The organism is Peribacillus sp. NPDC056705 (genome assembly GCF_043656335.1).
This window is the reverse complement of the sequence record NZ_JBHTYI010000010.1, coordinates 107785-134398: the sequence shown is the minus strand read 5'-3', so window position 1 is coordinate 134398 and position 26614 is coordinate 107785. Positions and strand designations below refer to the sequence as shown.

Below are 26614 nucleotides of genomic sequence, written 5' to 3'. Positions count from 1 at the left end.
TCAATTCATCACTATACCCATTTTTTTATTTAATGACTTGGTTCTGGCTCAGTATTGTCCTTGTAATCTATTTTTGCTGCTTTTTCGTTTGTTGTTTTTCCAGTATCTTTTGGCACTAATGCTATTATAGAAATGATTGAAAGTATACCAAAGATTACGTTTGCGATAATACCCGCTGTTGCAGCAACTTCGACACTACTAACTGCTGCAATGGCACCATAAACAGTAGCAGAAATCGCAACTCCGAACGCTCCACCAAGTGAGCTTGCCATTTTGTAAACTCCTGCTGCTGCTCCAACTTTATCAGGAGGTGAATTAGATACAGAAGTATCTGTAGAAGGGGGTTGCGTATATTCCAAGTCCAAGACCGAATAAAGCAAATCCAATGAACACGGCAACAGTATAGGAAAAACCAGGTAAGAATGTTAAGCCCATTAGTGCACAACCAACTGTTGTTATTATAGCTCCCCAAATCATTGGAGATTTTGCCCCGGATTTTTGTAAAATTTTCTCCCCAACACGAATCATTGCAAGTACTGCTATTAAATACCCGATTGATAACAATCCAGACTGGAACGCCGTAAATCCGCGACCAACTTGAACATACGTATTAGCAACCACAAGTGTTCCAGCTACAGCGTTTAACAAGAAATTTGAATATGTGGCTCCTGCGTATGGTTTATTTTTAAATAAAGAGAAGTCAATTAGAGCTATGTCATTATTTCTTTCCACTTTGACGAATACGATAATCCCGATGATTGTGATAACCGCACAGATTAATGTAATTGTACTTGTCCAACCCCAATCTTCTCCGCGAGTAATGAAAAGGTTTAATGCAAGCATCGTAATGATAAAAATAACTAATCCAGTATAGTCAAATTTAAAAGCACCAGTTGATTCTGCTTTACTTTCTGGAGTGTCTTTAATAAGCCACATCGCAAGAAGAGCGAAAATAATCGAAAAGATGAAAATCCATCTCCAGCCCATATATGTTGCTATGGCACCACCAGCAAGTGAACAAACACCTGAGCCACCCCAAGAACCAATGGACCAGTAACTGAGGGCACGTTGGCGATCAGCCCCCTCATAATAAGCTTTCACTAAAGCAATTGTTGCAGGCATAATACATGCTGCTGAAATCCCTATGAGGATACGTCCGATAATTAATAATGCTGCGCCTTGAGTCAAAACAATAAGCAGGGAACCGATAATGCTTAAAATTAACCCTAAATACGTAATTTTTTTACGTCCAATCTTATCTGCAAGGCCACCAGCTGCAACGATAAACATACCTGAGAACAAGGCAGATAAACTAATTGCTATGTTTAATGTGCCAAGTGAAATGCCTAAATCTTTCTGAACGGCAGGAACAACATTGACCATAGACTGGGCAAAGAGCCAAAATGTGATGACCCCAAATACAATTCCTGTAATCATTTTATTTGTGCCTTTATAACTTGTTGTTTCCATAATTACACCTCCATTACCAGCGTGTTTGTCAAGGACGATTGCATGGCCTTCCCACCCAACAAATAGAAAAGACCCTACACGCTCAATTAGTTTTCATAGAACTTTTTGCACTTCCATTTTTATCCGACTAACAACGACGCAGTGATTGATTATTTATATGTTCCTGTTTAAATATTTGCTGATTAATTCTAAAATATTCCGCTTTGGGTTTCCTGCCCTCCGAACGTTTAACGGATATGGAAGGCAATACTTTAGCTTTTCTAGCATCCATCTTCTTTTGGACTTCCCAGTGCGTTAGGTGTTTGACTGGTTCTCTTGAAGCTGCATCTTCTTGTTTGCCTTCGATTTTTGTGGCTGTATTACGATGCGGGGAAGTTGCTTTTCTGGCTCAAGTACCCCCTCTACAGCGGCGAAACACTATCCACCGAATACCTGATGCTGGGAGCAAAAACTTCATAATAACAAACGGAACCCCATATAAACGTAACAAGTTGTTCACCTATTTGCTTATTAGGGCAAACTTTGATAGGGAATTTCATAGAAAATCTTGCTAATAAATTGAACTAATAATTTTTTCATCTGACAAAATGTATGAACGATATAAGGCTATCTGCCTTTACCTTGAAGTTAAAACGATCAGTAAGATTCTCAAAATAATTTAGCGAACTGAACTAACAGTTCTTAACTAGACGATAATGCTGGAGGCTTGAGGGCTTTTAATTTATCTTAGTCTCTTAGTAGGTAAATCTAACGGCTATCATATTACTTTCTTCTATATGAATTTGGAAATGTATACAACTCCTCCTTGATATTAGATGTATTCTATGCAAACCCCCGTTTTTCTTAGTATAGATACTTTTCTAACAGGATTAAATTAAGTACTCTCCTATGTTAAAAATGCATCTTTTAAAGTAATAAACGTTGGTTTGACTGTCGAAAATATTCAAGTGCCCTACCGGCGGGGAGGGTAACTGACCGGTTACTAACATGAATTTTTCTTGCCTCTCACAATAAATGCATTTACCTAAACAACAAAAAAACCATTAATCATTTAATAATGAAAAATGGTTTTTAAAAACCTATTTTGAAAATTCCAGAACAGCATTTAACATTGCCTTTGCTCCTAAATATAAATCTTCTTTCTCTGCCCATTCTTCTGGACAGTGACTTCTACCATCTTTACATGGTATGAATATCATCCCTACTGGTGCTAACAATGACATTTGATTTGCATCGTGACCTGCTCCACTTGGTAATTCAATCACTTTATCAGTTATAGATCTACATGATTTATTTAATAAATTTTTAATTTCATCCCTTACTACTATTGATTTAGAACGAGAAATATTTTCAGTCCTCACTTTAACATTTCTCTTATCTGCTATTGAATTAACCTTTAATAAAAATTCATTGGCTACTTTGTCAATAACGTCTTCAGAAATACTACGAATTTCAACTGCAAATTCTACTTTACCAGGGACCACATTGGAAGCGTTAGGGAAATTATTAAATACGCCAACAGTTCCAACAACAGGCTGCTCAAATTTCTCATTGGCCTCTTTTTCCAAAGAAAGTGTCATTTCAGATGCTGCTGTTAGCGCATCATTTCTCATATCCATTGGTGTTGTTCCAGAATGATTTGGTATTCCATCTACAGAAACCTTATAGCGCTGAATTCCTACAATCCCTGTCACAACTCCTAAATTGGCATTCTTTTTTAATAACACAGGTCCTTGTTCAATGTGCAATTCTAGGTATAAAGCGATTGAATCTTTCTCTTTTTTACACTTGTGTATTTCTTTCGGGTTTCCCCCCGCATATGATATAGCGTCTGCTAATGATTGCCCTTCAGAATTGGTGTAAGACAGCATTTCCTCTGTTAAATTACCAGACCACGCACGACTCCCAACTGTGGATAGCCCGTATTCAGATGGTTCTTCAGCGGTAAAATCGACAATTTCAACCGTATGTTTAATTGGAATATTTTGTTCCTTTAATGATCTTACAATCTCTAAACCTACTAGAACACCAGCGATTCCATCAAATCTTCCGCCATTTGGAACGGTATCCGTATGAGAACCAATAACAATAGGAGGCAGATTAGGTTCTGTTCCAATTAATCGCCCAATTACATTAGATGCTTCATCCACTTCTACTTCTAAACCTATATCTCTCATTTGATTTATCAACCATTCTCGACCTTCATTATACTTTGCAGTAAAGGACCTTCTTGTCCAAGGTTGCTGCTCAATAGTTATTGCCGCTAATTCATGAATTGTTCCCCATAATCTTTCTTTGTTTATTAATTCCATTTCTTCACCTCATTAATTATTTCAATAATAAAGACATCTTACTTGATGCCTCTAAAACTTTTTTTGCAAAGTCATTTATTATTTCTTCCGTGAATTTTTGACTTATTCCTAATATGCTTACAGATCCTATGATTTTTCCGGTTTTTGAGAATATAGGTGCTGCAACTGCACTGATGCCTAAATCTAATTCCCCGTGACTAACTGCAAAACCATTCTTCTTTATTTCTATTAATTCTTTTTCAAGTATTCTCACTGATACTATTGTGGAATCTGTAAACTTTTCTAATTCCTTTCCATTTATGATAGTATCTATCTTTGGTTGAGGAATAAAAGCCAAAACTACTTTCCCAGATGCTGCAGCGTGTAAAGGGGAATATCTTCCAATGATATGGGTGACATGTACGGATTCATGACTATCTATTTTATCAATACATTCCACTTTTTCATCTACTAGAACAGATAGTGTCACGGTCTCTGCACATTGTTTAGATAATTTTTCTAGTTCGGACCTTAATATACGCTGCAAAGCTTCGTTTTGATCAAAACGATCAACAATTATATTAAATTCCTCAACTCGTAAGCTATAATCACCATTGTCTTGTTGGAAAACAAAGCCTCTTTTTTGTAAGGTTTTTAATATTCTGAACATGGTTGATTTATTTATATTCATTTCCTTCGATAATTCTCCAATGGATATTGGTCTGTTTATTATCGATAGATACGTTATTACTTGTAATCCTTTATCTAAAGTTGATAGTATATCCGGACTACTCATTTGTAATATCCTTAACTTTTTTAACAACTAAATCTTGAGCGTTATAGCAAGTACAATGATGTTCTTTTTCAATTTCATCTACCAATTCATATTCATACCCATAGCAATCCAAAATTACATGGTTTGAATTATACAAATTAATCTCCCTGTTTATTTCATCCAGTACACTTTCAGATTTAGGATGAACAGCTACAAAATGTTTTTTTCCCTCCACACTGTCCCATTTAATTTTTGCTGATTCCAACTGTTCCTTAATAGGGACAAATATTATTGTTGTATCATTATGCTTTATATCTCGTACCTTTTCCTTCATTTCATTAATTGGATAAATTATTTCAGTTTGATTAGATGTACATTTAAATTCGCTCATACATAGCAGCGCAATGGCCTCAGAAGAATCCGCATATTCTTTTATTAATTTTCCAACTTTTTGTTCAATAATTTCGTGATTAATATTCGCCATTCCATTTTTCAGTACGACGTATAATTTTTCTTCACCAGACAGTTTTTCTAACATATTAATTTCATCTAGAGAAACTTTATCAAGTGCACCAATTAGTTGAACATCCATAACACCTCCTAAATTAAACGCTTTCATCAAGTCATGTCTAGGAGTCTGACCAATTGTAATTAAAGTAATCATTATATCCCACCAATTTTTATTTATTGTTTCTAATATAGAAACCTTCATTTCTATATTATGAATAGTAAGAATATTACCTAATGTAGATTACATTGTCAATTTACTGAAATAAAATAAAAATTTAAAATGCACAAAATGGCCTGTAATCGTAATTAAACATGAAAAGTGTTGCAGAATGTTTTTTCGCGTTCTGAAAGGAAGTAGGTAATGACTTAATTTAATTCATTAGGAGGTGACAGGCAGTTCAAAAAACAACACATCTATCGCGAAAAGTCGGAATAAAACGCCCAAGAATCATGGAGTCGTGACCCGCACCGCTTGGCAAAAGAATAGGTTTAATGCTGTTTGGCCTGGACAGATTTCTTTAATTTTAGCATCAATTTTTCACTAATTGGCAAGAGTTCGTTTCTGATGATTTCGTTGCACTTCAATTCTAGCCTGTGTTTTTTGGAGATGTTTTTGCCGTATTTATTACTAATACGATACAACGATGGCGACAGCAGTTTAACTCACCATCCCTGGAAGAGATTGAATGGCGTAAACAAGTTCTCCTGATGCTGCAAGAGCATCTTTTCTATGATACATCGGAGTGCTTCCTGCATGTCTAGCGGTTCCCAGATAGGTGATTTCCAGCCAGTTTGGACCAGCAATACCGTTAACAATGCCATCAGGTATACATCATCTTTCAAGTTGAAATCTCAAAATGAACTTCAATAAACGCCTCCACCTCCCCTAATTCTCGTTTAGCAGAAGCAAATTGTTCATTGGAAAGACCGACCTGATTAAGTACTTGCTCAAAACTGCTACCTTTATAATCAGTTAACGCCTTTTGTTTCTCCATATCCACGATTCCAACTATTGCACGGCTTCCGGTAAAACCGTTTAAATCTCGCTCCTTCTACGTCAGTGAAAATAACCACCTCGTTAGGAACGTTCCGGTAGATAACTTGTTTCTTTCCGCGCTTCAACCACTTCAATCGCAGCCAATACACCCAACGTACCGTCAAAATGCCCTCCATTGGGTAAGGCCTATATGCAATATGATAAAAGAATAGGGAGATTTTTATCTCTGCCTTGGAATCTTCCAAACATATTACCGGCCCCATCCTCCTTTATCTCCATCCCCGCTTCCGCCATCCATTTCATCTCAAGTAGTTTTGCTTGTTTCTCTTCTTTTGAAAAACCGATACGGTTAGCCCCCCCCCCGGATTCGGTACAACCAATTTCTGATAAAATGGCAATCCGACTCGCCAAGCGTTTTCCACCCCTGACCGATCAAGATAAATATCGTTATAGTTATTAATCAATTGAGCGTAGATTTCTTTGCTTTCGTTGTATTAACATTCATTCCCCATTTCTATCACATTCTTATTGAACTGCTGAAATTAACGGTTACCTCATGGTTGATGTACTTAAAGTACGGAAATATTGGAGTTTTTGTTCAGAAAGTTCAAAAAAAAGGTAATTTATTAGCATATTAAAATCAGAGCTTAAAACAATCATTTTTGAAGTACTCCCATACATTTTCCAGGTCACCTAACAGATAAACAAATGAAAAGTTAAATAATAATTGCAAATAAAATTCCACGAATCAGTGTGATTCATAAGGTCACTCTTGTCTGTATCTAAAACATCAAAATGTAACCTATCATCTACTCTTGAAACTTCCAATTTCGTTGGAGGTGTATTCTGACCGTCGTTAATAGAATTTATCAACTTATCACCAAATTCATTTGGTTCATTATGGATTTCCCTAATTGTACCGGTAGTGAGTGAAAAAGAAGATTCAATATGTACACTACACGTTCACTTTTGTTATGAAATGAAATTAATAAAGCGCTTGCAAGATCCGTTTAGATAATATATATTTATCAATATTAGATAACGCATTATCTAATATTGATAATGATTCATTAAAATTGTCTCATTATTTTGTGAAAGGAGGGATTATAGTGAGTGCAGAAAAAACTTTAGAAATTTTGGAACAGTTTGATTTTGAAACAAGAACACTTTCTGTTCCTGAACTAGCAGCTAAATTACAACAACCGCAAAGTTCAGTATATAGACATATGAGGATTCTAAAAGAAAAAGGGTATATTATTGAACATTCTCCGGGATTGTATAGTTTGGGATATGTTTTCTTAAAGTTAGCTAAAATTGTGAAAATGGATATTGATCTACCTGTAATATCACAAGAAGCAATGAGAGAATTGACAAGGTCCACAGGAGAAACATCCATTTTATTGGTACATTCGAATTTACAAGCTGTTTGTTTAGCAGCCGTTCCATCAGGGCATCCAATAAAAGTCTCTTCTGAACAAGGAAATATTGTTCCTATTTACGGTGGTGCTTCCTCTAAAGCTCTATTGGCATATATGGGTGATCAGATTGTTGAGGATATTTTCAAAAGAGGAATTGTAAAAAAACATACTAAAAAAACTATTCTAGATTTGGACGAAATGTTAAATCATTTAGAGGACATCCGTCAGAAGGGTTATTCATTTTCAGATAGTGAAATTGACGAGGGAGTTATATCTTATGGCATGCCGATATTTGACAGTGATAATAAACCAGTTGCTTCTTTAAGTATTGCAGGCCCTAAAGAAAGAATGGAGAAAAAAGAGAAGAATGAAATTGTAAGTGCAATGAAAAAAGCAGTTGAAAAAATAGAGAATCAATTATAAAAGGAGTTTTTAATTATGAATAAAGTAGATAGCATTATTAAAGGGAAAATAGTGTTGAAAGATAAAGTAATCAAAGGTGAAGTGGGAATTACAGAAGGCAAAATAGTTAGTATTCATGAAGAGTCAGGAAATCTAGATTCTGAAAATATTAAGGACTTTGGTGATTCGTATGTATTTCCTGGAACGATTGATGTACATGTTCACTGCTTTAGTAATCCCGATGAAGGTTTTGTTACCACTAGTACATCAGCAGCAGCAGGTGGTATTACAACATTTTTAGATATGCCGTATGACCTACCTAATCCAATTAATAATGTTGATCAATTCAAAAAGAAAGTTGAACAGTTAGAAGAAGAAGCAGTTGTAGATATTTGTTTATGGGGAACGATTTCAAAAACGGGTGGAACAGATCAGATTATTCCTTTAGCAGAAGCAGGTGCTGTTGCATTTAAGATGTCTACCTTTGAAACTGATGAGTATCGTTTTCCTAGAATTTCGGATCCTGAAATATTAAGGGCAATGAAACTAATTGAGGAGACAGGTCTTCGAGCAGCTTTTCATTCGGAAAACGATGAAATAATCGTAGATATGATTGATCAATATCAGAAAGATGGAAAGGTTTACCCCAAAGCACATAACGAGACTCGTCCCCCTGTTACGGAAACAAGTGCAGTATTGAAGTTATTGGAATTTGCGTATTGGACTAATGTAAAACTTCATATTGTTCATGTTAGTCATCCGAGAACAATAGATATGATTAATGTATTCAAAGCTCAAGGAGTAAAAGTGTCTTGTGAAACATGTTATCCATATCTATTAATGGATGTAGATGATTTAGATAAATATGGGCCTATTGCTAAAAATAATCCTCCTTTAAGAGAAAAAGAAGAAGTTCGAGGTTTGTGGAAACATATCAAAGAAGGAAACATAGATTTAATTTCCTCTGATCATGCTCCATGGGGAGCAGAACAAAAAACTAAAGGAAACGATAATATTTTCCTTGCTTCGTCGGGGTTGCCTGGTGTTGAGATTATGACACCTTTAATGTTTAATAGTACAGTTTCAAATGGTGACTTATCCCCCAATGACTTTGCAAATTTAATGTCTACTCATCCAGCAGAAGTATTCTCTATACCTGGAAAAGGCCAAATCAGTATTGGATATGATGCTGACTTCACTGTAATTGATCCAAATCAAAAAACTGTTATTGATCAACATTCATTTAAATCTTACTCGAAATTAACGCCATTTGATGGACAAGAGTTAAATTGTAAAATTATTTCTACAATTGTACGTGGAGAAGAAGTTTTCGATGGGGTAAATGTAACTAAAAGCCCTGGATACGGTAAATTTATTGCCGGTGCAGCAGCAACATAATTTGAAGGGGGATGTAATATGAAAGTATATTACTATTTAGCCATATTACCATTTATAGCAATTTTGGGCGGGGCTGCTTTTGTAAATAAAGTTGAACCATATGTATTAGGTATACCATTTTTCTTGTTTTGGATAATACTTTGGGCAATTCTGTGTTCAATGATCATGTTCGTTATTTATCGTTTGGATCCTATAAATAAGGAGAATGAAGAAGAATGAATACAGCGCTGTTAATTATCACCTTATTTTTAATTATTAGTATAGTATTAGGACTTTTAGCCAAACGTGGGAAAGATATGAGTATGGAACAATGGGCTATAGGTGGTCGTGGCTTCGGAGGGATATTTGTATTCCTACTATTAGCCGGCGAAACCTATTCAGTTTTTACATTACTAGGAACGAGTGGTTTAGCATTTAATAACGGTGCAGCAGCTTTTTATTTATTAGCTTTTACTGCTCTAGGAACCATAACGTCATATTGGATATTACCTCCTATTTGGAAATATGCCAAAGAAAACAACGTAGTATCTCAATCCCAATTCTTCTCAAAAAAATATAATAGTACAGGACTTGGAGTATTTGTTGCGTTGGTAGGTGTAGTTGCTCTTATCCCGTATATCACGTTACTCTTTAAATCAATGGGAATACTAGTCGAAGCAACGTCGTACGGAGCTATCTCTTCGAATGTAGCCGTATGGGTGGGAATGTTTGCATTGTTAGTATACGTTATGGTTTCAGGAATACATGGATCGGCATGGACTTCTGTAGTTAAAGATTTCTTAATATTCTTTGTTATCTTATTTTTGGGAATATATTTACCAATTCATTACCACGGAAGTTTTGGGGGATTATTTCAAGCGGTTAGTGAAGTTAAGCCTCAAGCATTAAACCTGCCAGAGAAAGGATTAAGTGTTCCATGGTTTGTCTCAACTGTTGCAATAAGTGCATTTGCGTACTTTATGTGGCCACATAATGCACCTACAATATTTGCCTCTAAAAACGCAAAAGCTTTTCGATTAAATGCAGTATTGCTTCCGATATACGCTATTATGGTGTTATTTGTTTACTTTGTTGGATATACAGCAATTGTTGAGCTTCCTGATTTAAAAAATGGAGACTTTGCCATGTTAGAACTTTCAATGAAAACTTTTGATCCATGGTTTGTCGGTATTATAGGTGCAACAGGATTGTTAGCAACGCTAGTTCCAGGATCGATGATGTTAATGTCAGCGGCAACAATGATTACGACCAACGTGATAGAACCTCTAAAGCCAAATATTTCTGATAAAAATAAAGCTGTCTATGCAAAAGGCTTTGTCGTTTTGTTATCATTAGTTTGTGCATTTTTCTCAATGAGTGAAAATAATACTTTGGCTACTTTATATTTGACTTCATTCAGTTTAATTACTCAAATGGCTCCATCATTGTATTTGAGCTTAAGTAAGAACAATCCGATTACAAAATATGGTTCTGGCTTTGGAATGTTTATAGGTGTAGCGATCGTTATTTACGTAACATTTACTAAAACAACAATGGCAATATTATTTCCTTCACTTCCAGTTATGATTCAAGATTTAAATATTGGAATAATAGCACTAGCTGCCAATATTGTTATTATGTTTATAGTAAGTTTATTCACAAAAAAACAATCATTTGATTCGTCTGTGATGAAGGAAAGTTTTAAACAGGTCTAGTTACGATCATATCCCTAATTGTAAAAGGATACTTGCTTTTTTCACCTCTTAATTTCTCTCCCAAAATAGATGTATATAAATCTATAAAGTTGGTGAAACTAGTAAAGTGTTCCCCCGATAATTGAAAATCCTTTGCTCCTGATGAGTAAAGGATTACTTTTTTTTTGACGAGTTTCTTCTATTGTGTCAATCATTAGAACACCGTCTTTGGAAATGTGTATTAATTATTTGATTGCTCATTCTAGGAATAAACTCCCTTCATCCTTATATATTATTGTTAATCCAAAATTATATCTTCATTTAGATTCACTTTCAGCTTTTTTCACCTGGATCATTTCTTTGATTTTCTCTCTAAATTTCTCATTCGTGAAAATATCCTGTGTGGTTGTTAAGTGTCGCTTGGCATGTCTGGAGAAGTTCGTCGCTGCCAGCCACTGACCACAATATGGACATGGAAGCTGTGCGTCTACTTGCCATTGTGTCGTTACGAATCTATTTGCATTTGATTGATTTCTTTTTACAACCTTTTTGACTACCTCTGTATTCACATTGACTACATCATCATTCATTTTGTATTCGTCTGTGATTGTTAGTTCTCCAGATACCCTTTTATTCCCTGCCATTTCACGTTCTACCAGCAGACAAACCGCTTCACTGATAGATAAATTCAGTTCTTCACAGTAACCTTTGAAATCACCGTACAAACTTTCTGGAATGCGTGCGGTTAATACCTCGGTCTTTTCTCTTCTTCTCCGATTACGTGCAAATTGTTCCAAGTATGTCATGCAATTCCCTCCTAAATCCTCTTATTGACTTATTCTGTATTCATCACCATACTTCCTTCAACTCATCCTGTATACAATTCGAATCATAATCAAATCACTTTGAAGCACTTGTTTTGAATCACCTTGTATACTTGCATATTAAATTGAAATATATATTCTACCGAGGTTATTTCTGAAATAATTTACAAGCAAACCTCTCTAGAGTAACTAGATAAATTTGTCTCCTGGTTCTATGAGAATTGTTCTTTTACACGCTCATACCGAGCAGTTTTTTTGTTAAAATAACTTATGTATTCCAGAATTAGAATGATCGCACGTTGAATAAGAGAATATGTAATTCAACACCTTTATTCTGAGTGCAAAATAAAAACGACAATTAAGTCGCCTTTTCTCTATCTTTTTAATAAGAATCTCCTAGCAGCAAGTTTTGTTGTCCCACTCTTAGCCCCCATGGTTCATCCCCTTGAACCAGATGAATACCACATGTTTCTTAGAACCGATTGTGAATTCTGTATTATTTAAAAATACAAGATTAGATTGAGTTTCCCCAATACTTAAATCCTCGCCTTTGTTAAGTGTCAAAACTAGATTTGAAAACTAATCTAAACTCTTTGCCACGTCCAAGGAAGTTTCCTTAAATACGTTTTATGGAGTTGCCCTTCCATTAACGTTTTAATAAAAATCTTCTAGCAGCTAGTTTGGTTGTCCCACCCATAGCGCCCATCATGCCTCTGCCCGACCCAGATGAATACCACATGTTTCTAAGGACCGAAGGGCTCTTAATCAAGAGAATACAGCATCCCATGAGTAATAGAAAATTAAGAAATGTAAGATTTTCATTGATTAATATACTTAAAGCTATAACGAATAAAAAGATTTTGGAAAGGATCGTGACGATCAGACTTAGTAATTCACGCCACCAAACTCCTAAATATTCATTATCATCCGCAATAACCGACACACATGCCAAAGGGCTTAATAAATATAGGAACATGACGTCCGCATGGAATATCGCTACTGAAAACAAGAATGCAATAAACGCTAAGGCAAAGACAGCTAATAATATAAGAAGTGCTGCCCCTTGGAAATGAAGTGTTTCAAAGTTTCTGGGTTCTAACATAGCTGCTATTTTTTCCTTACTAACCCTACTACCTTCTCCAATCATCCAGTTCCCCATATTATAAGCAACTTCTTCTAATAAGATTTTCTGAACAAAAGGCATCGCTGGAATCAGTAGGGCGCTTTTTAACGAATTTACAATCACAGGTCCGTACGCAACGGCATCTCCTGCCGCATTTCTAGACATAACCTCTATAATCTTATATAAAATGATCGTTACAGCTATCGTTGAGGTTAGGGCAAGCAATAGATTATTGACGGATGAAAGGAACTCGACTTCAGCATTTTGCTTCAGTAAAAGATCATTACACATTAACAGAGCCCATTCAATAAAATCCTCTAGCATCCCCTGAATGGCTTCTACGATCTTTTCCTTAAAATCAAACAAATTGATTCACCTCTTATTCAGAATCCTGAACGGTTACGATTTTCCAAACGTCTTCCTGTTTATCTAAGGTAATCAATTTGTGATCAAATCCGCTGCGCTCTATATCAAAAGTAAATATCTTCTTTTCTTGGTCAAGTGAAACATCTTTAATTTCTGTATTATGCGTAAATAAAATATTAGATTTTGTTTCTCCATTACTAAGATCTTCAGCTTTATTAAGCGTCAAAAGATAAAGTAACCTCTTTTGATCCTCTACTTCTAAATCTTCTGAGAGAGCAGCAATATTTTTTTCTTTTAACTTCTTCCAAGCGGTTACATTTGCTTCATCACTTGTTTTTGCTTCAGCCACCTTCTCTTGATCCTCAAATGAAGTTAACACACTGTTTATCACTGATGTCGCCTTTTCTTGCTCAACCTTCGGATCAAAGCCTTCACCGCCCCCATTACATGCGGCCAGTAATAGAAGTAAAATGAATGATGGTATAAACAACGTTACTTTTTTCAACTTATGATCCCCCTTTTTTTGATGGATTGGCACTAGAAGTAGCATTCATCTGAGAAAAGAAGCTCATGGCCAGTTCCTCTTGTCTTTCAGCCTCTTTTTCAGCTTTTACGACCTGTTTCTCATGCATTTCAACGTCCGCTTTTTCTAATGTTTCTTGCCGTTCCGTTGATCTAAAATACTCCTTATATCCCTCTCTTTTCCCTTCAAGCCAATCCAACACCTCTTGTGATGGTTTATTCTGATAACTTAATTGGCTTACACGTAATGAGCTCGTTACATTTGGAAACAGGACATATTGGTAGGCTTTTTTAACCCTTATTGGGTGTTTTCCAGTGATGATTACGATAGCGTCATCTTTATGCATCGTTAAAATTTCATCAACATTCATCAAGTTGCGTGCTGAATAAGAAAAGCTTGAGGAAGAAGACGAACTGGATGATTGTCCTTTTGATTTTGAAATTGAACCAGTTTCCATTTTTGCGGTGGTTTTCCCCATTAACCCTGAAAAGTATTTAGCGGTCGTTTCATTGACATTCCCTAAACAGATTTTTGTTCCACAGTTCCCTAAAATGGATTCTGCTTGTTCCCGGCCATACTTCTCTTGCAATTGAGTGATGCTTTGAACGATGGTAAGTACGCCAATGCCGTAGCCCCGGCAGGTTGCCAAGAATTTTTCATAGTCGGGGAACTTTCCTAAGTTTGGAAATTCATCCAAAATAAAAATCACTGGTTGAGGCAGCTTTGCTCTATGTTGAGCTCCTACTTTGTATAACTCCTGAAACATTTGGTTAAAAAACAAATTAATTAACCCTTCCCATGTAGAATCCATAACGGGAATAATCACATATAAGGCCATTTTCCTTTTTCCCACATCGCCTAAAAAGAAGTCGGAAAAGCTTGTAAATCGAGAGACCGAACTTGAAGTAAAGTCACCTATCGTCGTAAGTAAAGAAATAATAATATTCGCTCGCGTTTTTTCTTGGGATTTTTTAAATCCTAACTCATAAGCCCTTCTAGCTGGATGTGATTTGTCCATTCTTAAAAACTGTCCATCTAGCTCACTTGCTCCGTCTTTACTTTCTTCTGGGTCAAATTCCTGTAAGAAATCTAACAAACCCATCATGTTACGTTGTTCAGGTGGTAATTCATGAACGGCGTATAAGATAAGTGCTTTTAACAAACTAAATTGGGCATTGTACCAAAAATCTTTTCGTTTCGGGTCATTTTTAGAAGCTATTATGGCATTCGCTACCGTGGAAGCCTGTATTTCCTCTCTAACGTAATCGAAGGGATTATATCGATCTGAGTATCCCATTTCTGAAAAATTTACCACATGGACTTCATAGCCCTGTCTACGTTTGACTTCGGAAGTTAGTTCATAGACCTCGCCTTTGGGATCCGTTACCACTAAGGAACATTCTTTTTCATGTAACACATTGGGCACAACATACCCTTGAGTTTTGGATGAACCAGGGCCCCCGACTACAAAGTGGTTTCGGTTTGGAAGGTTTGAATCCGTTGGCTGTACAATCACTGAATGGTTTAAAACGCCTGCTATGATCCCATTATTTTTCATATAATCGGAAGCCACGTCATTTCTCCCCTTTCGAATCTAGCATACTTGCATCAAGATCCTGCATAAGCTGTTTGGCTGGAACCTCAACCATCTCACCATGCATAAATATTTCGTGCTTTTGAGCAAATCTACTTGAACCATGAACACCGTATTTATCGGCCAATTCATATTTACCCTTGTCGCCCTTCGTAAAAAAGACCATACAGACGGCTAATACGATTACAGCTGCACTACCCATAAAGAAAAGTGGATTCTTCTTTTCAATCATGCTGGTGGATGTTCCAATAGGGTTCATGAGGTTTTCCATGATAAAGGCCATTAACGGGGCACCGGATATGTTGGCTTGATGTGCCGCAAGAAACGGAAGAATCCCAGCTATGTTGATGACAATCAGTTCAAATATGGCTAATAAAAAGGCCATTAACAACAGGCGTATTCCCATCACTTTCAAAAGGATCCACTCCTTTTTGATTACTTTCAATCTCTGCAAATCCGACAAAGCATTCGATGCACTCAGTTCTCTTCAAAAGGTTCGAAGGACCCCATTAACTCTAATTTATCAACGAGCCTTTTCTCTCCATTCAAAGCGATCGTGACCTCATACAGTTGATTTTTCCTTGGGAATTCACTGCCACCCACCGAGTATTGTGTTTCCATCTTTACAAGCGCTTTTGCTTGGTCTTTTTCAACAGCACTTAGATAAACATGTAAAGACTTCACTTCATTTTTGAATTCAATTTCCATACTTCCCATTTCTCCTGAAGCTTTCAATTTTGAAATAACGGACTCCGCTAACCGATCTTTGACCTGATCAAAACGTGAAGCATAATTTTTGTTATCGTAATTAAATAGTCCCCTAAACGTGTCGTCTACAAAGCTTTTAACCTCTTCACTATGTTCAATTTCATAATAGGCTGCATTCCGTTGAAAGGTATTCAGTTCCTTGTCTTTTGCATTCACTTTACTTTTCAACTGAACCATCTGTTTTTTTGTTTCGATATTTTGATCTTCTGCTTGAGTCATCATGGTCTTTTGACCAACATACATAAGTCCTAAAATCATGTTCGCTAGGATGGATAGTCCTAACAACATAGCGAAAAATTTATTCATGGTGTTTTCCTCCTAATGGGACACTCTACCAAAACCAGCTAAATGAGATTTCCAGTAAGACGAATGTATGTCATGGATTCCAATGCCCGAACCGTTAGAATCAAACATTTTGCCATCTCCTATGTAAATCCCGATATGTGTGATATATTTGTTGGTCTCATAAGTTCCAGTAAAATAGATAAAATCACCTGGTCTTGCTTCAGATGGCGGGATTTTCGACGACGCATCATATTGTTCTTGAGCAGTTCGTGGTAGCTTTATCCCCACTTTAGCAAATAGCCATTGTGTAAATCCCGAACAATCAAATCCTCTATGGGGATCTGAACCTCCCCATACATATGGCCAGCCTACATATTTATTCGCTTCTGTGATAATCGCATTAAATGCATGTTCCCCCAATGGGGAAACATCTTCACCACCGACAGCAATTCCCGTCGGCATTAGATTTCCCATCACTTTCTCCACATACGTATAGTCTCCATAGCAGTAAGGTGCCCGCCAATCCGAACAACTCCATCCTTGTTTTTCCGTTTGGGCCAATGAGAATTGTTGGGCTAATTCAATAGAATGTTTTTTTCCGTTTGCAGAAATAAAGCTCAGGTAACCAGAACCGAAATTGTATGACTGAACAATAGCTGGAAAATCCACCCCGTTTTTTTGTCCATCCTCTAACACCGATTTAAAATGTTGAACCCCTAAATTCACGGACATCACCGGGTTTTGAATGGCGTTTGGCGGTAACCCGACAGATTCAGAACTTTGCATAATATCCAAGGTTTGTGAGTTTCCTATTTCCTGATACATGAGGGCCAGTAAAAAATCTGTGTATTCCGGTATTCCGTACTTCGTCGTATATTCTTGAAGCAGGCCCTTCCATTGTTCAATATGAGGTGGAACATTAGCCGTTCCAAATGGCGAGTTAATATATCCCTTTGGCTCCTCTTGAGATTGAGTTCCGAGTAATAAGCCCGCCATTAATAGTAAGGAGAATACGACGCCTATCGTAATTTCCTTCCAGTACCGGACGACAAAAACGGTTCCCTTCACAGCAACTGTTGCGGACACTTAATTAAAACCCGATTTCTTATCAAGTTTATCAAGTTCCGTTTTATAGGTTGTGAGCTCCTTATTCTTTGGATAGAGCTGTTCCTTAATATCTTTTGATTTCACGCCTTTCTTTTTCTTGAGATGCTTTATTTGTTGTTCTAATTGAGCCACTTGGTTTTGCAATTCTTTTTTTCTGATCGTAACCGTTAATTCTTTGTTTTTTAACCTCTTATTGAGATCGTTGGCATCTGTTAGATCCCCGTGTTCAGCAAAGGCTTGTCCGATTCGAAGTTGTTGGTCTTCATCCTTTGTAAAAGCCTGCATCGATAACAAAACACTGTAATCATAGCTTACTATTTTCTTTTCGATGTCCAGATAGTCACTTTCGGCTTCTAATCCTAGTATTTCTTCCTTTTTATCCGCTTTATATAAGGCTTCCACACTAGGCTTTATCAAGTTATCGTCTGCCTCTATTGCCTTTTGATATTCACCATTTTCAAAGTGAAGATTCCCAAACTCTTTTTTTGTACCACCCGTTTTCTTCAACAAGGAAAGGGCATCATCATATTTGTCTTCACTTAATAGTTTATAAAATGTCGATTTTTGTTCAGCTTTTTCAAGTTCTGTTGCATAAGCCGTTTCAGCTTCCTTGACTGCCATTTGTTGAAGAAAAAGAGCCAAAGTAAAGACTGCAGCAGAGATTCCGATAGAAATTCCTGTCAGGAACCTCTTTTGCTTTTTGATTTTTTGTTTTTCCGCTTCTAATCCGAAAAAATGCAACGTTTCCTCCTCCTGAAGTTTACTCGCAATCAGCTCTTTCAAATCCTCAACGGAGCTAGCATTTTCAATCCGGAAGAAAAATTCATCTTTTTCCTTTTTTAGCAGATTTTCTTTTTCCCGTTTATACTTTTCATAGGAGAAACGGGAAAACATAGATAGGGTTAGAATTTTGTATTGTTCTAGTTTTTCAATATGGCCTTCAAAGGGCAACCATTGATTGCTTCTGTATAGAAACTTTAGTTTTTTCATATCTTTAAAGAAAATGTTTCTTGGGTGGATCAGCACTTTCCCCTTAAAATTGTGTAAAGGATCCAATTCTAGCAACTGATTTAATAACGCAAGCCGTAATACGGTTGAATATGATTTGGCTATTTGTAAAGGTTGGTAACCTTCCTCCATTTCATAATCAAGAATCAAGCGATCGTTTTCTTTTTTTATATCTTTCAGTGTAAAGAAATACGGATGTTCTTCCTGAAGTTCTGTAAGGTCCTCTACCCGTTCAGCCAACACCTTAGTTGTCGCAATTTCTAAACGATAGTGCCTATTTTTAAGGATGAATAACGTTCCGAGTTCAAATAATTGGATTTTCACTGTTGCCTCCCCCTTTACAGAACAAAATTTCGAACTTCTTCTTTTTCAATGGGAGTCATTTCATTCCTTCCTTCATAATCAGGGATTTCATCAGGATCTAAACCATATTTTTCAAGGTACCGTTTTTTATTCCAAAGACGCAGCTCTTCTTGCGTGAGCTCAACCCGAATAAATGCACGTTGAGACCCGTAAACAAGTAATGCCTCTCCCTGACGCTTCGCTCGTAATAAGGAAATCTCTTCATCAGAGAATGATAGATTGATTTTTTTAACCACATCTTCAACACCCTTATTGTCCAGTCCAAAAAATATTTTTGTGTGACTATTTTCAATCATAGCTGCCCCTAGGTTATCCTCGGTATCCAGTACGTCGATAATTTGTTGCGTACCTGCGATAGCACCGGCATTATACTTCCTAAATCGTTTATAAGCTTGATAAAAGAATCTCATCGAATCCGGGTTCTTTGATAAGAAGTGGAATTCATCAATAAATAGGTACACCAATTCCTCTTTTGTTTTCGTCACTTCGTCCCAAAGGAAACCAAAGATATTAAAGTAACAAGCAGCCTGCACATCCACTTCATTTTGTAGTGATTTTAGATTAAAAGAGAATAGAGAGTTATTGATATTCACGTTCGTATGGCCATTAAATAACGAGTTAGACCCATGAACATAACTTTCCAGGATAAAATAAAAATCCTGTATTTTTTCATAGCGTTCTAAATCATTTGTCTTCAATGTACCTAAATCTTCATAAAAGTCCTCGAGAATCGGGAAATCCTTTGCCATTAAACTTGTAAAATTGCTCTCTTCATTAATGGAAAAACGATTGTAAAGGTTGATCAGTGTCTTATCTAAAATACTAGATTCAACCTGGGATAAGTCAGCTTTTAGGACTTTGAAAAAGGCCTTAAGACGTTGAACCTTTTGTTTAACAAGGTCCCTTATGAATTCCGCATCGTCATTAAAATCTTCGGTGTCCGTAATTTCTGAGGAGAATATCTCCAAAGGGTTGATTTTCGTTGAACTATTACTACTGAGATGAACAACTTCACCTCCAAGGATTTTCACAATATGCGAATACTCATTTTCTGGATCAATGATATATATCTTGATTCCCATGGCGTAGCAGCGAAGAATCTTTTGGACCATAAAGGTAGATTTTCCAACACCTGATGTCCCAATGACCACCATATTTTGATTTAATGTACGCTGTGTATCCAAATAGTCTATGGCAACCAACGAATTGGTCGTCTTATTGATCCCTTCCACCTGAGCCGTCAGGGATAAATAGCAAATCTCTGAATCATCGAACGGAAAGAAAGATGAGGCCGCTTCACTGTTGCACATCTGATAGGTATAATCCTTTAATTGGTTATCCCCTAAAGGCAGAGCCGACCAGAATGCCATCGGTGTTGCGTAATGGGGGTTTAAAGCTTTCATTCTTAGTTTTGTTAAAATCCTCTGGACATTGTCTTCTAAGATCTTCAGCTCTTCTAAGGATGCAGCTTGAATGAAGATGTATGTATACAGATACATAAAGGTGGAACGGTTTGATAATACCTGATTTAGTTGATATTTTGCGCTTTCCAGTTCGGATTGCAACCTGATGCGTGTGGCTGGATCTCTTGTTTTTAATAGTTCCGCATCTTTATTTTTAATAGAGTCATTGTAATAGCTAATCATGCCTTCTGAATTGGACGGTTCTAGGTACTGGACAAAGGATATGTTTCCTTTTAATCGCTTCAGATCCGATAGCCAGTTCCCTTTTTGTTCTTTAGGATAAGCAACGACCGCCAGAACCTTAATAAAGTTGCCACCACTTTCGATATAATTCTTATTTTCCTTCCAGACAAAAGGATAAATGGAATTAAGTTCTTCGGTCTCTAACATCCCATGTAAAACATCTACGGGATATTGTTTCACCTGTTCGTCCTGCTTATTTTCACGTTTTATTAAAGAAAATAAAGTAGCTAAAGAAAAAGGCATTTGACTTGCTCCTTTCCGAACCGGTTATCCGTATAGTTTTGACATTTCAAAATCAAAATATCTATATAGCAACGATAACGTATTTTTCTCAGACAATTTTCTAATCGTGATATCGTACGATTCAAAAGTGGATCGCAGGGAGTTTGTCATTTCCTCCACCTTTTTTGTTAGAATAGTTTCAGCACGTTCTAAATCTTGGAACGTACGTTTATTCATTTTCTCCCTAATGACAACAAAATGTTGTTTTGTCGACATTTCATCTTTCATCCTTATCCTTTGGAAATGATCGATGTAAGATGTGATTAGGATTCGCTTGTATTCATTACCTGTGTTATCCTTATTCTCCAGTTCGTGCAAATAGCGTTTTTTCCAACCTAAGTTATAGGAACGGAAATCCACGGGAACCGTCATCGATATGGTTTGTAATTGATCATGGACTTGACTCATTAAGAATGAACCGTAATCTTCAAATAAACGATTCTGTTCATACTCCGCCAATAAATCTAGGTTGATACCACTCACTTGCAGGATGGACGTCAGATAACCATTTTTCAAAAGAACATAGTCTTTGTATATCCCTTCTATAATACTTATGTCTTGAATTGTCGATTTTCCTTTTTTTATAAGGGTTTCTACTTCATAGTCAAAGTCTTCCTTATCCATTTTCTTATTATGATTAACCACGGAAATCATCCCTTTTATTCGATTTCATAAAGAACATCTTCTGTCTATTGTTGTAATGAATAATTCGTTTTAAATAGCTACTATATGTGATATTTGGCCGAGCAGATATGGGACGTAAAACAGCAAAGGTTAAGGATCCTAACAGCAAAAGGGCCATAAAGAACAATTTAACCATCATAAATCCTAATGAATAAGGGGGAATGAACAGGATAGTGGCGGAAATAACGACCGCCGGTAATATATATCTAAAGAAATTCATTAATGATAAGCCCTTAACAATGTTATATGATCGATCGACATTATCAGGGAAAACAAACGTTTTCCCCTTGCGACTGTCTTTTTCTCCAAGTAACGTTTTGAGAGCCTCTCTAAGCTCTTCTTTTTCCGTCATCTAGTTCACCTCAATTAAGCGAATAACGCGTACATCCACGGAACAAGCCATACGATTGCGGCTGCTAACCCTACCCCTGCCAAAGCCATTCCTACTCCACGAAACATTTCGTTTTTGGTATGAGGATCATCCACGCCTGGTAATTTTTTAATGATGATCCATATGGATACACAAATGCCCACTGTAACAACAAGCCCTGTTAACAATGTTTGAACTTGTTTCAGTCCCTCTTTGATTTTTGCTGATACATTGGCGGCTGCAGATGCTTGCTCTGGTGCGATATGTAAAAGTAAAAGAATTGCAGCAAACATCAGTAAGATTTGTAATTTTTTTAACGAAGTCATATGTTTCCTCCTTAGTCGTTTTCCCTAATTTCTTTGAATGGAATATCGGTTTCCACCTCTTTTACCTGACTATCTTTCTGCTTTTCTAGTTGAATGTGATTATTTAAATTTCCCAACTGTTTCTCGGCCTCTTTCTCAGAGAAGTAAGGGGAAACTTTTTTCACTTTGCCATTGCCACTCAATTTCCCAATATACGAGCCAACTTGATTTGAAATCACCTCAAAATCATGTTGCTTCGCTTGGCTTTCTTTCTTTATTTCCATGCCATAAAAAGCAAGGAAACCTTCTGCAATGGAACGACTATCCATGATAACTTCATCAAACAAAACCTTCATTCCGGGGCTATCCCTTACTTTTTCCACCCACTTTTCTGCAATGTCAGGCAACCAGACGTCCCGTTCTTTCTGATTCTCCACTAATGACAGCCTTGTCCCTTGACCATCCATTGAAATATTTTGGATTGTAACGGTCTTTCCTAAAAGATCTGAAGGGATAAAATGCTCTTCTAAAGCCCTACGAAGAGATTGTTTTCTAAGTTTAGGATCATTTTTTAGTTCCTCTTTTACAACAGAGGAGCGTGCTTGTTCGATATTTTCATAGGTTTTTAGGGTTGTATAAGATTTTGCTAAATTTAGCCGAAGTTGTTTATTGTCATGGAGGGAGAAAGCTTTTCCATCTCCCATAAGGAAGAATGAGTGCATTCTAAACTTTTCGAATTGAGAAGTGCCGAGTGTTTTTTGAAGCAGGTCCTCTTTGGTTGGAAATCCTGGTGTGACGATGTGCGCTTCCTTAGATTCTTGTTTATAGACCCCGAAGTATGCATCTTTATCCTTCAGGATGAAAAAAACACTTTTTTCTTTATCGACTGGGAATGTTTCAATGTAATCCCCTTTTATTTCAAATAACTGAGGGTGATGGTCTTTTAACATAGCGTAATATAGCTCATATTCAGCCTCTGTCTTTTCTTTGGTAGACCAAGAGGTGGAATCTTGTTTCAAACTCATCTTTTCCTGGTTCATGAGACTTTTCCTATCTAAACTTTTTTGTTTAGTCTGTTCAATCATTTGTAGAATAGAGTCAGCAATCGTAAGCATGGAATCGTTGACCGATCTTTCAATCGAATCATTTCTCATAACAAGATCCTCTCCTTACTGGGTCGAAATGATTTTACAGAATGCAACAACTTAGAGTTCATCTGTATCTCATACACAAACAATTTTCCCTCTCCACTAAAAAGGATGCTATGGCAATACCTTTGACGTTTCTCTTGCTTGTATTTTACCAGTGATATTCCTTTTATTGATTAAATAAGCCAAAAAATTACAAAAAATGAACCTATTGATGGGATTCGTAGTCATATAACCCTAACTTTTCTGGTTAGTATTCTAGAGACTTTAGTCTTGTTATTATCCTTTTTACTAATCCTTGATCTATTTTTTTCTGGCTAGATCTAATTGCAATTAAGATTTTTAAGTTCATAACGGTAAAAACCTTCTTTTAACAAAATACGCGGCTGTATTATTCTCAAGGAATAATACAGCCGCGTATTTTTGTTTTTATATTATTGCTATTGTCCCATCATCTTAACGTCTTCCATATGCTTTGGAACATTTTCATTAAATTGGTTAAATAAATAATTAAGGTAGGAGTTTAGTTCGAATCGATCTTCCTGAATAAAATGGACAAATGGGGTTTTATTTTCTGCTTCCATCTTTTCCTCCCCTTTACTTTATCTTTAATATCATCCAGAACGATAAGCACACCCCAATTTGAAGTACATTACATTTTCCGTTTGGAAATAGTAATTTTTTAATGGATCATCATTTTTATAAATGTAGTATTGGCCCTGCCTACGTCAAGATACCATCGCCTGTTTTCATTATAAAAGAAAACGCTTACATTTTCTAGCGCTAACGTAATACAAATTTTGACAAAACTTTTAAATATAAAATGTGGGTCCTACTTTGTGAACTTTGTATAAGGATCCATCCACTCAATGGAACCCCCTATATATAACATTTCTAAAAGGGCTCTTTCATTTGAATTGGATGTAAGGTTAACAAAAAAAGAGACTGAATCAAATTAGTCGTTATTCAACGACCTTTTGATTCAGCCTCTTACATATAACTGAGCTCTATTTTTAAAAGTGTTTTATCCCTTTAAATTGGTCATCTTCCCCAACTTCAATAGTTTAGAAAGGGCTTCGTTTGATTGACCCTTACCTTCCTTAGCATCTTCTTCATGATTCACAGGCGCTTCAGATGGGACGATTGGTGAGGAAGCTGGCTCACTTTTCTGGGATACCGGCTGCACCATTTGCTGGGCAAGCGCCGTCCCTTCGGGATTCCCTACAATTAAAGAAACAATATTATAAAGAATCCTTTGCCCTTCCTCCGTTTTCAAAAGTGCTAATTGATCATTCGCAAAGGTGTCTAGTGGAAGGTAAATACCTTGTTCTTTATAAGATCCATTCCGAACCTTTAATCCATCTTCTATAAGCGCGCTAATAAGTTCATTTCTGCTTTTAAAGCTGTCTACCAACTCATTAAATTCATTAGCCCATTTTATCGAGGTTTTTGGGGTATATTGAATCCCCCTACCTGGAGTGATTTTTCTATTGGACAACGTTACCACCACCTTGTATCACAACTAAAAGAAGATGCTGCTCCTACTCTTGCAATTTTATGCTTCAATTGATTGCTTTTCAATTTCAGCAATAATATTTTTCAAGAGATATGCTTTACTTGTAAAGAAACTGGCTTGATCGATATTCGGAGGAAATAAACAATCTTCTTCTTTAAGTTCCGCTAGGTATTGATAAGCGAAGAGAAGCCCTCCCCCGACGATAATCATTTGCCCAACGTTTGTATCAACAAAATACCGGATGACTTTATCTTTCACTTCTTCGGCATATTGTTTTGTATATTTTTCTACAATCTTGGTGATATCTGCTGTTTTGGACTGCCATGTCGCTTTAAAGACAGGAGAATATTTAGGTTTTTTAACCATTTTATCGATTTCCGGCTTGATGAACTTCCTCATGAATTCTTCACGTGTAAACGAGATCTTAGGAGTTTTATTCACCCTTTCAAAACGGGCCCTTATGCTGTCGAATTCCTTTAGTTCAGCTGCTTCTTTCATGATTAAATCAATATATTTATTTGTACCTATCAGATGGTTTGTAGATTTAGTTGAATTTAAACCATTTTCATCATAAAGAGCTAAATCCAATGTTCCAGCTCCCAAATCAGCAATGGCAAACTCATCATGGATCTGTGATGAAAATTCAGTTTCCACCACTTCCCCATCCACTAAATCAAAGGCCAATGCTAAGTAGCTCGTTACGCCTTCCACATTAAGCTGAACATCTGTAATGTTAATGGTTATGGTTTTGCCTTTATAAGGCCCTTTTATTGCTGTAATTTCATGCTCACCCATATATAAGTTGATTTTTTCCGATGACGCCTGTTTGGCCTCTTCTATTGGAAGCCCAAAACTCAATGGAACGTCTACCTTATTGGTCTTACCCGATTTCCAAGCAGCTAAGGCTAATCCAGCTAAAGTTGTTACAACATGGATTTCATTCCCTAATTTATCTCTTGCATCACTGCTGGTTTCTCTTAAATTATTTTTGTCATTTGTTGAAATTTGAGCATATTCCCCTACTGTATAATAAGCATTTGTTCGATTCTTTGGTAAGGCTTTACTTTTAATATGTACATGAAGGATCATATCATCAGGAAAAGATTTATCTGCGCTTTCATCTGGCATATCTTCGGCAGTGGTTTCCGCGTTTTCCCCGATAATACTCGCGATATTTAATGAAACGACATTTCCATTTTGATCGATATACGTAATTTTATTGGAAATGTTCCCGCTATCTACTCCTGCAATTAAATAATCCTCTTTAAATAAAAAATCAAGTTTTGTCATGGTCTTCCTCCTTCGGACTAATCTAGTTTAGTCTACTTACTATCCAATATATAGAGATCCCCTGTTAAAGTCAATGAAAAACTAGCGATAAATTGACGTTAACGATACTTCAGCGCCGATTTAATATCGATAAACTATCGATACCCCGACGCTAACCATCAACCTTTGTGATCAGTCGGTTCATATTAACTATATATTTGACGGTGAATTGACGTTATCGATTTTTTAACTACTTTTATCACGAGAAAATTAATGGCAACTTATCGCTAAAATATTCGACATTATTGTTACTTATCGTCAAATTAACGTTATCGGTTCTTTAACGTTGGAGGTTCTAGGAGGAATCACTTCATATAAACCGCACTAAACTAGATTAGACTAGTTTGGTTATTATTGTACTTATAGATTAAACTAGACT

The 26614-nt window shown here is 36.4% G+C and carries 25 protein-coding genes and 1 pseudogene; 4 read left to right on the top strand and 22 right to left on the bottom strand.

The window, feature by feature from the left end:
• Window positions 1-29: 29 nt before the first annotated feature.
• The 6 genes and pseudogenes from ACFRAK_RS14985 to ACFRAK_RS14960 all read right to left on the bottom strand — a co-directional run bounded on the left by ACFRAK_RS14985 (window position 30) and on the right by ACFRAK_RS14960 (window position 6454).
• A pseudogene (locus ACFRAK_RS14985) lies at window positions 30-1470 on the bottom strand (MFS transporter).
• Between the two features lie 1079 nt (window positions 1471-2549).
• The gene (locus tag ACFRAK_RS14980; RefSeq protein ID WP_387704636.1) at window positions 2550-3782 is read right to left on the bottom strand and encodes a M20 family metallo-hydrolase; all 1233 of its coding nucleotides are present in this window, start codon (window positions 3780-3782) and stop codon (window positions 2550-2552) included.
• Between the two features lie 16 nt (window positions 3783-3798).
• Window positions 3799-4557 (bottom strand): IclR family transcriptional regulator, encoded by a 759-nt coding sequence (locus ACFRAK_RS14975; protein WP_387704634.1) that lies wholly within the window; start codon window positions 4555-4557, stop codon window positions 3799-3801.
• The gene (locus ACFRAK_RS14970; RefSeq protein WP_387704632.1) at window positions 4550-5200 is read right to left on the bottom strand and encodes an AroM family protein; all 651 of its coding nucleotides are present in this window, start codon (window positions 5198-5200) and stop codon (window positions 4550-4552) included. Before ACFRAK_RS14970 ends, ACFRAK_RS14975 begins: the two co-directional genes overlap by 8 nt.
• A 685-nt stretch (window positions 5201-5885) precedes the next feature.
• Window positions 5886-6041, bottom strand: coding sequence for a hypothetical protein (locus ACFRAK_RS14965; RefSeq protein WP_387704630.1), 156 nt, complete (start codon window positions 6039-6041; stop codon window positions 5886-5888).
• 188 nt (window positions 6042-6229) lie between these two features.
• Window positions 6230-6454 carry a hypothetical protein gene (locus ACFRAK_RS14960; RefSeq protein ID WP_394571996.1) on the bottom strand — a complete coding sequence of 75 codons (225 nt, stop codon included), beginning with the start codon at window positions 6452-6454 and terminating at the stop codon, window positions 6230-6232.
• Between the two features lie 698 nt (window positions 6455-7152).
• Here ACFRAK_RS14960 and ACFRAK_RS14955 point away from each other — a divergent pair.
• The 4 genes from ACFRAK_RS14955 to ACFRAK_RS14940 are packed head-to-tail and all read left to right on the top strand — an operon-like array spanning window position 7153 to window position 10955.
• Window positions 7153-7884 carry an IclR family transcriptional regulator gene (locus tag ACFRAK_RS14955; protein WP_387704627.1) on the top strand — a complete coding sequence of 244 codons (732 nt, stop codon included), beginning with the start codon at window positions 7153-7155 and terminating at the stop codon, window positions 7882-7884.
• 15 nt (window positions 7885-7899) lie between these two features.
• Complete coding sequence (locus ACFRAK_RS14950) at window positions 7900-9261, top strand: dihydroorotase (protein WP_387704625.1); 1362 nt, start codon at window positions 7900-7902, stop codon at window positions 9259-9261.
• 18 nt (window positions 9262-9279) lie between these two features.
• Window positions 9280-9480, top strand: a complete 201-nt coding sequence (locus ACFRAK_RS14945) for a DUF3311 domain-containing protein (protein WP_387704624.1) — start codon at window positions 9280-9282, stop codon at window positions 9478-9480.
• Window positions 9477-10955: a sodium:solute symporter family protein gene (locus ACFRAK_RS14940; protein WP_387704622.1), complete on the top strand. Its 1479-nt coding sequence runs from the start codon at window positions 9477-9479 to the stop codon at window positions 10953-10955. The genes ACFRAK_RS14945 and ACFRAK_RS14940 overlap by 4 nt, the downstream gene beginning before the upstream one ends.
• A gap of 296 nt (window positions 10956-11251) precedes the next feature.
• On the opposite strand, the gene ACFRAK_RS14935 is transcribed toward ACFRAK_RS14940, so the two are convergent.
• The 16 genes from ACFRAK_RS14935 to ACFRAK_RS14860 all read right to left on the bottom strand — a co-directional run bounded on the left by ACFRAK_RS14935 (window position 11252) and on the right by ACFRAK_RS14860 (window position 26196).
• Window positions 11252-11740, bottom strand: coding sequence for a hypothetical protein (locus tag ACFRAK_RS14935; protein ID WP_387704620.1), 489 nt, complete (start codon window positions 11738-11740; stop codon window positions 11252-11254).
• A 664-nt stretch (window positions 11741-12404) separates the two neighbouring features.
• Window positions 12405-13247 carry a conjugal transfer protein TrbL family protein gene (locus tag ACFRAK_RS14930; RefSeq protein WP_387704619.1) on the bottom strand — a complete coding sequence of 281 codons (843 nt, stop codon included), beginning with the start codon at window positions 13245-13247 and terminating at the stop codon, window positions 12405-12407.
• 13 nt (window positions 13248-13260) lie between these two features.
• A complete protein-coding gene (locus tag ACFRAK_RS14925; RefSeq protein ID WP_387704617.1) occupies window positions 13261-13752 on the bottom strand; it encodes a hypothetical protein in 492 nt (163 codons plus the stop codon).
• A 1-nt stretch (window position 13753) separates the two neighbouring features.
• The gene (locus tag ACFRAK_RS14920) at window positions 13754-15328 is read right to left on the bottom strand and encodes a VirD4-like conjugal transfer protein, CD1115 family (RefSeq protein ID WP_387704665.1); all 1575 of its coding nucleotides are present in this window, start codon (window positions 15326-15328) and stop codon (window positions 13754-13756) included.
• Between the two features lie 16 nt (window positions 15329-15344).
• Complete coding sequence (locus tag ACFRAK_RS14915) at window positions 15345-15779, bottom strand: hypothetical protein (protein ID WP_394571995.1); 435 nt, start codon at window positions 15777-15779, stop codon at window positions 15345-15347.
• 62 nt (window positions 15780-15841) lie between these two features.
• Window positions 15842-16438, bottom strand: coding sequence for a hypothetical protein (locus tag ACFRAK_RS14910; protein ID WP_387704613.1), 597 nt, complete (start codon window positions 16436-16438; stop codon window positions 15842-15844).
• A 12-nt stretch (window positions 16439-16450) separates the two neighbouring features.
• On the bottom strand, window positions 16451-17503 hold the full coding sequence (locus tag ACFRAK_RS14905) for a bifunctional lytic transglycosylase/C40 family peptidase (protein ID WP_387704612.1): 1053 nt from the start codon (window positions 17501-17503) through the stop codon (window positions 16451-16453).
• Window positions 17504-18856, bottom strand: coding sequence for a type VII secretion protein EssB/YukC (locus ACFRAK_RS14900; protein WP_387704610.1), 1353 nt, complete (start codon window positions 18854-18856; stop codon window positions 17504-17506).
• A 14-nt stretch (window positions 18857-18870) separates the two neighbouring features.
• Complete coding sequence (locus ACFRAK_RS14895) at window positions 18871-20844, bottom strand: VirB4 family type IV secretion system protein (protein WP_394571994.1); 1974 nt, start codon at window positions 20842-20844, stop codon at window positions 18871-18873.
• Window positions 20845-20868: 24 nt separating this feature from the next.
• Window positions 20869-21528 (bottom strand): TrsD/TraD family conjugative transfer protein, encoded by a 660-nt coding sequence (gene trsD, locus ACFRAK_RS14890; RefSeq protein WP_387704606.1) that lies wholly within the window; start codon window positions 21526-21528, stop codon window positions 20869-20871.
• Window positions 21521-21919, bottom strand: coding sequence for a hypothetical protein (locus tag ACFRAK_RS14885; protein ID WP_394571993.1), 399 nt, complete (start codon window positions 21917-21919; stop codon window positions 21521-21523). Before ACFRAK_RS14885 ends, trsD begins: the two co-directional genes overlap by 8 nt.
• 14 nt (window positions 21920-21933) lie before the next feature.
• The gene (locus ACFRAK_RS14880) at window positions 21934-22263 is read right to left on the bottom strand and encodes a CagC family type IV secretion system protein (RefSeq protein ID WP_250211869.1); all 330 of its coding nucleotides are present in this window, start codon (window positions 22261-22263) and stop codon (window positions 21934-21936) included.
• A gap of 11 nt (window positions 22264-22274) precedes the next feature.
• The gene (locus ACFRAK_RS14875; protein WP_394571992.1) at window positions 22275-23396 is read right to left on the bottom strand and encodes a hypothetical protein; all 1122 of its coding nucleotides are present in this window, start codon (window positions 23394-23396) and stop codon (window positions 22275-22277) included.
• Between the two features lie 434 nt (window positions 23397-23830).
• Complete coding sequence (locus ACFRAK_RS14870; RefSeq protein ID WP_387704601.1) at window positions 23831-23974, bottom strand: hypothetical protein; 144 nt, start codon at window positions 23972-23974, stop codon at window positions 23831-23833.
• A 440-nt stretch (window positions 23975-24414) separates the two neighbouring features.
• Window positions 24415-24888, bottom strand: coding sequence for a hypothetical protein (locus ACFRAK_RS14865; RefSeq protein WP_387704599.1), 474 nt, complete (start codon window positions 24886-24888; stop codon window positions 24415-24417).
• Window positions 24889-24945: 57 nt separating this feature from the next.
• Window positions 24946-26196 (bottom strand): ParM/StbA family protein, encoded by a 1251-nt coding sequence (locus tag ACFRAK_RS14860; protein WP_387704597.1) that lies wholly within the window; start codon window positions 26194-26196, stop codon window positions 24946-24948.
• Window positions 26197-26614 lie beyond the last annotated feature (418 nt).